At 35.6% G+C, this 13,170-nt stretch carries 9 protein-coding genes; 6 read left to right on the top strand and 3 right to left on the bottom strand.

Going from position 1 to position 13,170, the window contains the following annotated elements; translation table 11 throughout:
* The first annotated feature begins 130 nt into the window (after positions 1–130).
* Genes ACMAYX_RS07915 through ACMAYX_RS07905 form a run of 3 tightly spaced genes read left to right on the top strand, consistent with a single transcriptional unit; the run spans position 131 to position 4,823 of the window.
* A complete protein-coding gene (locus ACMAYX_RS07915; protein WP_412470246.1) occupies positions 131–523 on the top strand; it encodes a MarR family winged helix-turn-helix transcriptional regulator in 393 nt (130 codons plus the stop codon).
* Entirely contained in the window at positions 520–1,749 is a 1,230-nt protein-coding gene (locus ACMAYX_RS07910; protein ID WP_412471792.1) for a TolC family protein, read from the top strand. Before ACMAYX_RS07915 ends, ACMAYX_RS07910 begins: the two co-directional genes overlap by 4 nt.
* Before the next feature lie 11 nt (positions 1,750–1,760).
* On the top strand, positions 1,761–4,823 hold the full coding sequence (locus tag ACMAYX_RS07905) for an efflux RND transporter permease subunit (protein WP_392992959.1): 3,063 nt from the start codon (positions 1,761–1,763) through the stop codon (positions 4,821–4,823).
* 47 nt (positions 4,824–4,870) lie between these two features.
* On the opposite strand, the gene ACMAYX_RS07900 is transcribed toward ACMAYX_RS07905, so the two are convergent.
* On the bottom strand, positions 4,871–6,247 hold the full coding sequence (locus tag ACMAYX_RS07900; protein ID WP_412470244.1) for an HD domain-containing protein: 1,377 nt from the start codon (positions 6,245–6,247) through the stop codon (positions 4,871–4,873).
* A gap of 56 nt (positions 6,248–6,303) precedes the next feature.
* Between ACMAYX_RS07900 and ACMAYX_RS07895 the strand changes: the two genes are divergently transcribed.
* The 3 genes from ACMAYX_RS07895 (at position 6,304) to ACMAYX_RS07885 (ending at position 12,137) form a co-directional block, all read left to right on the top strand.
* Positions 6,304–7,662: a hypothetical protein gene (locus ACMAYX_RS07895; protein WP_392992954.1), complete on the top strand. Its 1,359-nt coding sequence runs from the start codon at positions 6,304–6,306 to the stop codon at positions 7,660–7,662.
* Positions 7,663–7,952: 290 nt separating this feature from the next.
* Positions 7,953–9,545 carry a hypothetical protein gene (locus ACMAYX_RS07890; protein WP_412477729.1) on the top strand — a complete coding sequence of 531 codons (1,593 nt, stop codon included), beginning with the start codon at positions 7,953–7,955 and terminating at the stop codon, positions 9,543–9,545.
* Between the two features lie 87 nt (positions 9,546–9,632).
* Entirely contained in the window at positions 9,633–12,137 is a 2,505-nt protein-coding gene (locus ACMAYX_RS07885) for a cation-translocating P-type ATPase (RefSeq protein WP_412471794.1), read from the top strand.
* On the opposite strand, the gene ACMAYX_RS07880 is transcribed toward ACMAYX_RS07885, so the two are convergent.
* Complete coding sequence (locus ACMAYX_RS07880; RefSeq protein WP_392992947.1) at positions 12,108–12,611, bottom strand: YgjP-like metallopeptidase domain-containing protein; 504 nt, start codon at positions 12,609–12,611, stop codon at positions 12,108–12,110. The two genes, ACMAYX_RS07885 and ACMAYX_RS07880, sit on opposite strands and share 30 nt — an antisense overlap.
* Positions 12,612–12,626: 15 nt before the next feature.
* Complete coding sequence (gene thpR, locus ACMAYX_RS07875; RefSeq protein WP_392992944.1) at positions 12,627–13,139, bottom strand: RNA 2',3'-cyclic phosphodiesterase; 513 nt, start codon at positions 13,137–13,139, stop codon at positions 12,627–12,629.
* Between the last annotated feature and the right edge of the window lie 31 nt (positions 13,140–13,170).

Below are 13,170 nucleotides of genomic sequence, written 5' to 3'. Positions count from 1 at the left end.
CTTTCTAATGAATTATATTTGAAATCTTAAGATATCTTTGTAGAATACTTAACAAAGTTAAATATTAACAAGGTTACGTATTATTAAAGATTCATTATCTCGTAAATTTATCGAAGTCATCCCATCATCTATGGGCATTATTAGATCGTATATTAAAAGTGCTAGTGAGTCAGAGCTTAGCTTTCCAAAATATCGAATCCTTGCAAGAGTTGATAATGGCACATGTTCAGTAAGTGACCTAGCTGAAGTCATGTGTGTATCTTGTGCGGCCATTTCAAAATTAGTAGATACTTTGGTCAACGATAAATACATATCTCGTGAGACTTGTAAAACAGATCGAAGAATCACGAATCTAAAAATTACATCAAAAGGCAAAAAGAAATTTGAAAAAGTCAGAAGTGCTGCTAGCTGTCGCTTTTTAGAAAACCTAGATGATATTGATTCATCTGAGGTTAAAAAAGTAACAGATGCACTACTGGTAATTGAAAAATTTGTTAAAAATATACAGGAGACTAATTCTTGAAGTTTTATAAAATTGGATTATTGTTTTTTACACTTGTTCCTTGCTTAAGCAGCGCTTCAGTTGAGGATCTTTATTTAAAATCTTTAAAAAAGTCAAAACAAGTTGAAGTATTCGATCTTACAGAGAAGAAGAGTATTTCAGACCTTGAAACTGTAGAGTCAACACTTTATCCGTCAGTTGATATTGTAAATACTAACACTTATAGTGAAGAGTATCGCAATGTTACAACTCGTAATAATGAAGTTGATTCAGAAGTTTTCCTTTCTTTAAATCAGAAACTATTTCAAGGTGGAGCTGAGTTTGCTCTATATGACTATAATAAAATTGTACCAAAGCAAGCTAAAGCTCTTACTGATAGAAGTCTTGCAGAGTACTACTCTCAATTCACGTCGCTATTCTTTCAAATGTCTTCCGCTATTGAAGAAAAAGAAAGAGTCGATGCATTATTAGAGAACCTAAGAAAGAGGGTTAGTATTGTTAGAGGTAGAACAAAAATTGGACGAGATCGCAAGGCCGATCTATTTGCTCTAGAGTCCCAACTTCACCGCCTCGAAGCAGGACTTGTACAAAGTAAGGCACAGGTAAAGACTTCGATGACTGATCTTATGAATTTTTCTGGACTCGATAATATTGCTGAAGTGAAAGATAGTGTTGATCCATTAAAGTTAACGCTTTCATTAAATGTCGATCTTGAGAACACACCTGAACTTAAAAGTTTGAAGTATGATTATGAAGCTTCTATTGCAGAAGCAAAGATCGAAAAGGCTGCATATTATCCCCAGGTTGATCTTAGGGCCAATTACAATATTGATAAGAACGAGATTGGAGAGCGTGATTGGGGTGTAAGTCTCAATGTCTCTTTAAACTTATTAGACTTTGGTGAAAGAAAGTCTCGAGTTGTAAGCAAGAGAATCGCTTCACAAATCAACAAGGCCCAAATTGATTTCAGTAGACGTAATACGAAAAATCGTTGGAATGCATTTGTTCAAAATTTTGAATATAAGAAAAATGAATTAAAAACACTTAGAAAAGCATTGTTTCGAAGTCGTGCTTCGTATCAAGAGCAGTTGAAAGATCTAAATAAAGGCCTTGTTACACAGATTGAAGTTATTAGGTCACTAGATGATGTCATTGATCTTGAGAAGTTAGCGATTAGATCGTCTCTTGAAGTTAAGTCTTTATATTATCAAGCGAATGCTTACTTAGGTAATATCCCTAAAAATTAAGAAGGTTATATATGAGTTTATCATCATTATCGATAAGAAATCCTGTATTTGCATGGATGTTAATGTTCTCTCTCATTCTCTTTGGAATCTTAGGATTTAGAGAATTAGGAATTAATGAAAACCCAGATGTTGATTACCCATCAATTTCAATCGCCTACCAATATGAAGGGGCAACTCCAGAAGTTGTGGAAAAAGACGTATTAGAGCCGGCCGAATCTATTCTTGTTTCAATGCAAGGGATTAAAGATATGACATCTACTGCTGGACGTGGGCAAGGGCGAATTGATTTAGAGTTTACACTTGATAAAGATATTGATTTCGCACTTCAGGAAGTTCAAACTCTTCTAGGACGTGCTCAAAGACAGCTTCCTGACGATGTCGAAACTCCAACAGTGACAAAGTCCAACGCAGCTGATGATCCAATTCTCTATTTAGCTCTTGTTTCAGATACTTTGTCTGAAAGAGAACTTAATATTTTGTTTAAAGATGGTGTTATTGATCAGCTGACTACAATCGAGGGGGTCTCTGAAGTTCGTGCTTTTGGTGCGAGAGAGCCTATGATGAGAATTGATGTTATCGCTGATAAGCTAGAAGCGTATCAATTAACTCTCTCTGATATTGTTCTTACACTCCAACGAGAAAGTGTTGAGCTACCTGCTGGTAAGTTTGAAACGGTTTCAAATGAGAAGAGTTTAAGAGTCTTAGGTGAAGGACGAACAGTTGAAGACTTCAAGAATATGATTATTAATCGACGTGGTGGCCAAGCTAATTATGTACCGATAAGACTTTCTGAAGTTGCAAATATTTACGCTGGTGTTGAAAATCGTACGCGTATCTCACGTGTTAACCAAAAACCATCGCTATCGATGCCAATTTACAAGCAAAGAGGTGTTAACGCAGTTGATGTTGCGGATAGAGTTAAGGCGAGAGTTGAAGAGATTTCTAAGAACTTGCCTGAGGGGACAAATCTTTCTGTAAACTTCGATAGAACTTCTTTTATTAGGTTATCAATTGATGAACTTCTTCAAAACCTTGTGCTATCAGTAATCTTAACTTCTTTAGTGTGTTGGCTGTTTTTGAACTCAATGTCGGCAACGATAAATATTCTTCTGGCCATTCCTACTGCCATTATTGGAACGTTTTCTTTTATGTACTTAATGGGATTCTCATTAAATACATTCTCACTTCTTGGACTAACCCTAGCAATCGGTATTGTCGTTGATGATGCTATTGTTATGTTGGAAAATATTGTTCGCTACGCCAAGAAGGGACATGATAAGGTACAGGCAGCTTTTAAAGGAAGTCGTGAGATTGCATTTGCTGTTCTTGCCACGACCGCTGTTCTTGTTGCAATCTTTGCACCTATTACACTAATGCCTGGAATTGAAGGAAGGTTCTTTAAAGAGTTTGCTTTAACAATCTGTATTGCTGTATCTCTATCTTCTCTAGAGGCCCTGACTCTAGCACCAATGAGATGTTCACAATTCTTAAATGTTGCTTCAAAAGGAATCTTTGTTCACGTTTGGGTTGATAGGGCGGTAGAGTTTGGAAATAAAGTTTACATGGGAATTCTTAAGTTCGCACTAGGTCATAGAATTAAAGTTCTTCTTGTATCAACAGCACTGATTCTTGTTGCTTTCTTATCTCTTAATCATATCGATAAGGAATTTGCACCTGAGTCTGATCGTAGCTTCATGTTTGTAATTTTCATCGCTCCAGATGGAAAGAGCTTAGATTACACAAATGAGAAAGTTAAAGAGTACGAAGAAATCGTTTCTAAAAATGAAAATATTCAAAGAATGATTGTTGCAGTTGGTGGTGGACGAGGTGCTACTTCTGGAAACCGTGGTTTTGGTGTTTTAATTCTTAAAGACCGCGATCAGAGAAAGCTCACTCAATTTGAAGTTGCAGCTCAGTTGAGAAAAGAATTATCTGTTATAAAAGGTCTAAAGATTATCATTAGAGATCGTATGGGATCTGCCATTGGTGGCCGAAGAGGAAGTCCAATTGAGTTTACAATTACGGGGCCAGATGCCGCAATTCAAGCACAATTATATGAACAACTTGAAAAGGGGATGAAAGAATCTGATCTAATGGTTGGAATTCGCTCCGATGACATCGGACAGCTTCCTGAAGTTCACATTATTCCTGATCGAATTAAAGCACAACAACGTGGTGTTGAAGTTAATACTATTGCAACTGCTCTTAATGTCGGAGTTGCTGGTTCGGCCGCAACAAAGTATACGGAGCGTGGTAGACGTTACGATGTATTTGTTCAATTAGCAGAGGAAGATCGTACACGCGAAAATATCTCGTCACTACTACTTCAAAATAATCGCGGAGAATTTGTAACTCTAAATGATGTTGTAAAGATCGAAGATGCATTTGGACCACAGTCTATTTATCGTGAAAATAGGGCCAGAGGGATTCGAGTTGATGCCAATTTAAAAACTGGTGTTGCTCAAAGTAGGGCAATTGATTATATCAAAGAACTTGGTGAGAAAGTATTGCCAAAGGGTTATTACTTAAAGTTTTCAAAGGATCTAAATGAATCACTCTTTAGTGTTTTAATGATCATGGTTTTAGGACTTGTTATTGCCTATATGGTTCTGGCCAGTCAGTTTAATTCTTTTTCAGATCCACTAACTGTCTTTCTGGCGATACCTTTTGGATTAGCTGGCTCATTCATCGCACTATGGTTGTCTGGAAGTACTCTAAATATCTACTCGATGATTGGTATCTTGCTCACAATGGGGATTGTTAAGAAAACTTCTATTCTTATTGTTGAATTTTCAAATCAACTAAGAGATGAAGGCAAAGAGTTAAAGAATGCCATCTTAGAGGCATGTGAAACACGCTTTAGACCTATCATTATGACTACTTTCACAACTCTTGCATCTGCTGTTCCAGCGGCAGTCATTGTGGGAGCGGGCTCTGAAACAAGAAGACCTATGGCCCTAGTTATTATTGGTGGGGTTTTTCTTTCAACTATTTTTACTCTAGTTGTTGTTCCTTGCTTTTATTCACTAATAGCAAGACCTCGAAGAAAAATTTTAGAAGAAGTTGAATCATAAATATAAATACCGGAGGATTTTTTCATGGATCCTCTGGTATATTTTATTTATTTTAGGTCTTTTAAGATAGCAATAAGCTTACGATAACTTTTATTAGTATATTGTTGGTTTAGAAAAGTAATTAATTGTTCATTTGAAAAGTTTTGTCCCTTATCCTTTGTTTCAAAGAAGAAGTTCACAAATGACTCTGAGATCATCATAACTTTTGAAAGAGGGGAGATATCATCTCCTGGATCCATGGCAAAGCCTTCTCCATTTCGTGTACCGTGGTGTTGCAGGATAATCTGATCAACGCCATTAGGAAGCTTCTTAAGCTTTGAGACTTGCTCTGCTGCTAGCTTGGCATGCATTAAAATATAATTTAAGTTCTGTTCACTAACATCAAGTTTATATGCAAGATCTTCAACTTCAAATGCATCAGGATGTTCTTTGTAGACTGGTGCTAGGTAAATATCATGAAAGAAGAAAGCGCAGGCCATCTTCTCTTCTTGAGCAGAGTTACCCCACGAAACTTGTTTTAAGATAAACTGACTTACATATGTTGCAAGAATAGAGTGGGTATAAAGATATGATGATTTATTTGCAAGAAGATATGCTAATAATTTTTCAAGTTCACTCGATTCTTCAATAACTTCCTTGATGATTTTTATACAAGTTTGGCTTACTTTTGATACCTCTTCGAGGTTTGCTTCATCGCTTAAGAGTACAGAAGCAAGAGATTCTAATGAGACTTCAACGGCCTTAAGCTTTTCTTCTGGCGTAGCTGTTGTTTTTAAGTGCATGATTAATTGCATCGTTAAAAAGTTGATACACTGAAGTCTTTTTTCTGATCTCACATAGACTTGATCATCTTCTGCACTTATGTCTTTTTCATTAATCTTATCATCCTTTGAATATACTAATTCAAATTCATCTTCATCTTTTTGTTCTTTTCGAAGATAAATATCACAGAAGGCCTGATCAGTTAATTTAAGTAGATCTAGTGGAAGTGGGTAAAAATCTCCAACATCTAATGCAACCATATCCTTTGCCGTAACATTCATTAGCTTTGCTGATGATCTAACGATTGATTTAATATCATATCGATTAGGAATGTAAATAACAGATGGTGGGATTGCGACTGTTGAATTTTGTTCAGTTAAATTATTAAACATAATAATATTAGACTTCAATTTCACAGAAGAAATGAGGTTTAATATTTCATCAGAAATATTTGGGAAATCTTCAAGAAAGTTTGCACAAACAATTAGATTTACGTAATCTCTACGACCTAAGTAGTTTTGAATTTCACTTTTTGTTTTTGCAACGATTACTTTTAAACCGACGTATGCACTTAAGTTCGCAGCATAAACGGAACTTAAGATATTTTCATCAGAAATAATCAAAACTCTAGATCGCATATAATTCCCATCGTAATAATTCATATGTATTATATACTATTATTTAATTTAATTAAGCTAAAGTTGTTAGGAGATCAGAAATGATAAGAGCATTATATATTACTGATGAAGATATCAATAAAGACAATTATCTAAGAAGTAACCTTCCTAAAGAAATCGAGATAGTAAAGGTGAACTCTAAAGATGAGGCTATCGATCAAGTATTGAGTAAAGGTCCATTTCATATTGCTTTAATTGATGTTGAAAATAAGGATATAGAAGCGCTTGATCTAATGACTGCATATAGTGAACTTGTCGATAGTATTGATTTTGTATTCTTTGGAAACTCATCGCTATATGCTGGCAATGTAGAATCCCAACTAGATGAAGAGATGATGGCCGTGGCCCATCACCTTGAATATCCTTTTAATGAAGACGCACTAGAAAATGTGTTTATGGATATCATATTAAAATATAAAAGAATTGAAGAAAGTGCGGCCTTGATTGAAATCGATGAATCTGAATTTGCTCCATTAAAGCTTCGAAGTTTATATTTATTTAAATCAATACCAGCGGATGCATATATTAAATTTTCTTCAAATAAATTTATGAAAGTGATTAAGAAAAATACTCTTATCACTGAAGCTTTAATTCAAAGTTTTGTTAAAAGAAAAGTTAAGTTTGTATATCTCTATAAAAGTGATCAGCTACAAGTTCTAGAAGATGCTATTACAGAGATGTATATTACGCTTGATAAGTATAAGGATACAAAAGTATTGCTTGAGAACCTTATTCGATCAGTTGGTATCATCCATTCGTACTTAAGATGGATTGGTACTGGGGATGCAGTTTTATCTCTAGTTGATAAGGTGATTGAAAAATGTGAGTACGTAATTGAAAAGGAGCCGGATTTATTGGCCCTGCTAGGAAAGTTTCCATTCAGCGCGGGAGACGTTGCTGAAAAGAGCATTCTTACATCACTATTTGGATGTAGTATCCTAGAATCCATCAATTATAAGGCAAGTGGGACAAGATCTAAAATTATACTCAGTGCACTCTTGTGTGATTCAACATTAGAAAATGATGACTTGTGTAAGATAAATTCAGTTAAAGATCCAAATCTAAGAATGTTTTCTGAAGATGAACAGGAAGAGTTTAAGATTCACCCTGTGAGAGAAGGTGAGTTAGCAAGTTTATTTACTAAATACCCAGAGGTTGATTTTATTCTTCATCAGCATCATGAACAGCCTGATGGAAGTGGTTTTCCTGTTGGTCTTCGTGGAAAGAAAATAACTTTAATTTCTGCAATTTTTATTCTTTGTAATGATCTTGCTTCTTATATAATTCAAAGAGGGCTAAAGAGATCTGTTCTTAGAAAGGCCGCAGAGGTATTAGAAGAGAAGTATTCGTACGTTCCCTTTAAAGAACCTTTCAAAATGTTAACGAAAAAATTCTCTTGATAATAAAGGCCTTGATTATGCACAAGTGAGTATCATTTAACTAATGATAGTGTAAGCTTTAGTGCTAACTTTCAAGGCTAATTCTCCCTAATTCTAGTAATCTATAATTGTAAGCTTTTCAGAAACTCAAGTTGATGATTTTGTTCAACTTTTATCGTTTAATACCGAATATATTTCTATGACCACTCGTTAAGGAGCATTGAATCTATAAGTATATTCTTATCATATTTCTACTTACTTTCTCTAGTAGATCATTTGCTGAGACCGGCAGTTGTTTGGCCAATTCTGAAGTGGTCAAAGATAAAATAAGTTACTTAAGAACAAGTGTTATTTGCGCAAACTCTTCATCGTTAAATGATTGTCTTGAACTTGTACAGTTAAGAGATATTGAGCATTCTCATTTAATTGATTCCGCTATTAAAGAGGATTCAGCTCTTGTTTGCTCTCTACCTGTTACTGGCTATCCTGTTGTTACATCTACTTTTCTTGCTCTTCAAAAATCTTCGATGCAAGTCATCTCAGAAAAACTTGCTCCTAGAAAGTATGTAAATGATGCACTTGATTTTTATCAACATATGCAAGCTCATAAGAAGCGTGTTGTCGAGATGGGAATGAGACTACTTAAGGAATTTCCTGACGAATTTAAAGGCTTGGATGAAAATATTTTAAAGAGTGTTTTGTCCGTACATGATAATGCCAAAGTAAGAACCACTAGTCGCTATAACGGACGTCCTTTTTATGAAGTGCTCTATAATGAAGGATATGGAAAAAAACTAGATCGTAAAATTGTTGATGCTTTAAATAATCAGGATGAAAAATTTGTTAAAGAAGTCTTTGATCAGTTTAATCTTAATGATTCGACACGTGAAAAAATACTACGTATTGAAAAAATCGCAGACTTTGTTGATAGAGGTATGAGTCCTGTTGCAACTGAGGAATTTGGAAGGAAGACAACTCTGGCAAGTCAAAGTGACTTTTTTCTTAAAGATAAGATGGATAGAAATTTAGCGAAGTATCTGGAAGATAATTATCAAGATATCAATAAGGACCTTCATTATAAGAAATTGAGTGTTCTCGAAAAGGCAAAACTTAAGTCTAGGTTAGATGTTAAGCTAAAGTATGGTGAGCTTGTCAATGAAAAGAAAGCTGGGGTGTTTGCAATTAGTAGGGCCGCACTAGCTTCACAAATTAAGAGTCATGCGAAATCTTTAGGAAGTCGAATTGCTGGACTTTTGTCTAACACGAAATTTATTAAAGGAGTTACAGGTGTTGATTTAATGTTAACTTCGATAAAGACTGGATGTCAGGAAATCGGTTATCACGACTGGGTACAGGATCCTAATTGTGGCCCATTAATTGGCTTAGGTCCTAATGTAATCAAATTTTTAGATGAGCCTTGGCTGAGACAAGAAATGGCCTTGCAGCATGGCCAGCATATGTGCAGTGTTGTTGATGGCATATATAATGATCTTCAATCAAATCGTGTTAATAGGAAATCATGCCTTAGGGATGGAAAGGTAAAACTTAATGGCCTCGATAAAAGAAATATTCTCGTAACTAGTGAAGATAATAAGATTGATAAAGTCCAGTTTTATGAAAGAAAATACGGACGTATGGGAGTTACGATACCCGTTCTTAGTAATTTAGAATTTGATCCAAATGGGGAAATTGAGAAGGCCTGTTTTAGTGTTCAAAATGGTACAAAGAATCTATGTAAGAATAAATATGAGATAAAGTCTAATAGTTTAAATAATGTTTACAGAAATGCTATTAGCAAAGCTCAGGAATATTTGAAAAAGAACTCTTTTGATATTGCGCGTTCTATTTCTTGTTGTCTTAGAGAAACTCAGGACCCTTCGTTAAAAGCCTTCTGTGCAAATTGAACAGATAAACTTTAGTCCTCTTAAGTATTTTTACGCATGCTACTCTTGCTAGAATATGATCAACTTTAATGATTGGTGAACGTCAGTATGCAAAAGAAAGTCTCATTTAGTAGTTTAGTCGGTCTTACTGGAACACCTAATGGATTAGATGAAAAAGAAGTTAGCAAGCAACGTTTAAAGTTTGGACCAAATGAGATTGTCGAACGCATAGGAAATCCATGGATTGATATCATTATTGATACGCTCAAGGACCCTATGGTATGGTTTCTCGTTGGGATATCTGCTGTATTTTATCTTGTTGGTGATTATACTGAGTCTCTCATTCTAATGCTTGCAACACTACCGTTAATCTTTATGGATGCCTTTTTACATTTGCGTACACAAGTCTCAACGGCAGCTCTACGGAGTCAATTATCTTCTAAGGTTATATTAATTCGTAATGGTAAAAAAGTAGAAGTTGATTCGTATGAAATTGTACCTGGCGATCTTGTGGTTCTCTCTTCTGAAGGAGCCTACTTGCCTGCAGATGGTTTTTGGGAGGAGGCAGATTCACTTCAAGTAGATGAATCTGTACTAACTGGGGAAGCCTTCCCGATAAAGAAGAATTCCATACATTTTGATCCATTTAAAAATACAGCTGATACTTTAGTTGAAACAAATATATTAGGCTTTGCTGGAACACGAGTTTTAGCTGGAAAGGGAAATCTTAGAATACTATCGACTGGTAGGAATACTTCATATGGAGAGATCGTTCAGTCTGTCGCTCAGATCGCTCACGAAAGAACTCCTTTACAGTCTGCGATATTAGAGCTCACACGATTTCTAATATATGCTGCTGTCATGCTCTGTTTTATCATTGCAGCGGTTAGGCTCTACCAAGGTCATGGTTGGCTTGATGCTCTCTTAAGTGCAGCAGTATTGGCGGTTGCTGCTATCCCTGAAGAGTTTCCAGTAGTCTTCTCCTTTTTCTTAGGAGTCGGTGTCTATCGTTTAGCGAAACACAATGCACTTGTTCGAAGAGCGGTATCGGTCGAAAATATTGGTCGAGTCACTCAAATTTGTACGGATAAAACAGGCACGATAACGGTTGGTAATTTAGAGTTGACCCACTTTGTGAATGCATCTGATACTTCAGAGTCTCATCTTCTTACAATGGCACTTGCGGCATCTAATAGGCAGGGGGCCGATCCTGTTGATATTGCAATTATTAATGAAGCGAAGAATAGAAATACGACAATACTTAATCGTTTGTCGGTAATTCCTTTTACAGAGGATAGAAAGAGAGAGACGGCATTTATTGAATATGAAAATACCTTAAGGTGTGTCATCAAGGGGGCCCCTGAAATTGTTTTATCTAAATCATCTCTTAATGACGAAGAAAAGAAGATGTGGGGAAAAGAAATTGAGACATTGGCCAAAGGTGGTCACAAGGTCTTGGCCGTTGCAGCTCTTGTGGTTAATGATGAGCTTGTGGAGTCTTGTTTAGAGCCTGAAGAAGGATTTCACTTTTATGGACTTTTGGCATTTGAAGATCCTGCCCGTCCCGAAGTAAAAGAAGCCTTAAAGTATTGCATGAAAAATGAAATTAAAGTTTTAATGATTACGGGAGATCATCCAGATACCGCCCGCGCAATAGCAAAAGATATTGGCCTAATACAGGAATCAGCTGTCATTATTTCTGCCGAGAGTGAGCCTCATAAACTTGAAGAAGAGTGGTTACAAGATAATCCAGGGTTCTTTAAAGGTGTTGATGTTGTTGCAAGATGTAATCCTGTACAGAAATTTAAGATTGTTGAGAGTCTAAAGAAGGCCGGGGAGCTCGTTGTCGTCACTGGTGATGGAGTAAATGATGTTCCAGCACTTAAGGCCGCTGATATTGGTGTTGCAATGGGGCTTCGTGGGACGAGAAGTGCCAGAGAGGTATCTTCAATCATTTTGAGTGACGATAATTTTAGCACAATTGTAAATGCAATTCGTGAGGGCAAGCAATTATTTGAAAATCTCAGAATGAGTTTTAAATACTTACTACTTATTCATATACCATTTGTTCTATCAGCTGCCTTAATACCGCTACTTGGCTATAAACTTCTTTATTTGCCAATTCATGTAGTATGGCTTGAATTAGTTATTCATCCTACTGCTCTTTTTGCTTTTCAACAAAATATTAATTTAGATACGCAAAAGGATCTTTCACATCGAAGATCATTTTTTAATAAAAAAGAGTTAATGACTATTTTAACATTGGGATTGAGTTTGACTGCAATACTCATTATCTCTTATATTAGTGCGGTCTCTGAGAGTCAAGATGTCGCTCACGGGCGTGCTAAAGCGATGGCACTGCTTTCTCTTTGGAGTGCTGGCATAGTTATAGCATTAACAAAGTGTCGAACAACTGCCGCTAATTTGATCATACTGTGCACAATCTTATTATCTCTTGTTCTCACACAATATAACTTAATGGCAAATGCGTTGCACTTATCTCCACTTCATCTCATGGATTGGATTAGGGTGATTTTCATCGCTTTTGTATTTGTCTTGATTTTATTTCTTTTGGATAGTCCTTTAAAAAAGAACTTCTCCCTGATCAAGTAGCACAAGATAGAGTCTTAAATCGAACTCAACTTGGTGATAGTTTGGTTGCATATATTCACAAAGTTTATAGAATGCTTTGTTATGATCTTTTTCTTTAAAATGGGCAAGTTCGTGTACCACAAGCATTTCGAGCATCTCTTTTGGTGCGTCTTTAAGAACTCGTGAGATTCTCATTTCATGCTTCTTTTTTAACTTTCCTCCGTGGTTTCGACTAATGTAGGTATGTGTACCAAGTGCATCATTTACAAGATCTTTCTGTTTTTCGTAAATAACCTTACTAAGCTGAGGAACATTACGCATATACTTATCTTTAAGCTCATTTGCATATTTATAAAGTAATTTATCAGAATTTATTTCATGCTTGTTTGGATATTTTTTTTGAAGGTAAGATTTGAGATTTCCACTAGCAATTAGGTCTTCAATTTGTTGTTTGATATGTTCTGGATAGTATTTAAAGTACTTTTCAATAGGCATATATACTCCAATTCCTCAAAAAGTTGCTAGAGGAATGTATTCAACACCATTTTTGGTTGAATGACTATGAAATAAAGTAAACTCATTAACTAGAATGTTGAAGTCATGTATTTGTACCGTCTTAAGGAAGCTTCTTATCTCTTCTTCACCAATACCTTTATCCATTCTGCCTATGGTGAGATGAGGAGTGTACTTCATATTATCCAATTTTAAATCTAATGTTTGTAGCTTTTGTTCAATCTGAGTTTGTAACTTTTCGAGCTGTGGATTATGTTCGACTCCAATCCATAACGGTGTTCCTCTACGGTGCGGATGAAAATACCCTAAAGATTGAAACGTAAGGGGAAAAGGTGAAAACTTAATCGTTACCATTAATTTGTTAATTTGAGCTAATAATGCATCAGAGACTTCACCAATATATTTTAAAGTTAGATGTAAGTTGGCAGCAGGGTAGCGATTGAAATATTGATGTGCAAAGCTTATTTGATCTATATGCTCTTTGATATCTTTAGGTAAATCAATTGCCACAAAAACTCTCATCTCACAACATTCCTAATTT

It is taken from the genome of Halobacteriovorax sp. RT-2-3 (genome assembly GCF_047085075.1).
Lineage (GTDB): Bacteria > Bdellovibrionota > Bacteriovoracia > Bacteriovoracales > Bacteriovoracaceae > Halobacteriovorax_A.
This window is presented reverse-complemented; position numbering and strand designations above follow the sequence as displayed.

Excerpts from the sequence above, each read along its gene's own strand:
- ACMAYX_RS07915 (WP_412470246.1), top strand. The coding sequence starts at position 131 with ATGGGCATTATTAGATCGTATATTAAAAGTGCTAGTGAGTCAGAGCTT.
- ACMAYX_RS07905 (WP_392992959.1), top strand. The coding sequence starts at position 1,761 with ATGAGTTTATCATCATTATCGATAAGAAATCCTGTATTTGCATGGATG.
- ACMAYX_RS07900 (WP_412470244.1), bottom strand. The coding sequence starts at position 6,247 with ATGAATTATTACGATGGGAATTATATGCGATCTAGAGTTTTGATTATT.
- ACMAYX_RS07895 (WP_392992954.1), top strand. The coding sequence starts at position 6,304 with ATGATAAGAGCATTATATATTACTGATGAAGATATCAATAAAGACAAT.
- ACMAYX_RS07885 (WP_412471794.1), top strand. The coding sequence starts at position 9,633 with ATGCAAAAGAAAGTCTCATTTAGTAGTTTAGTCGGTCTTACTGGAACA.
- ACMAYX_RS07880 (WP_392992947.1), bottom strand. The coding sequence starts at position 12,611 with ATGCCTATTGAAAAGTACTTTAAATACTATCCAGAACATATCAAACAA.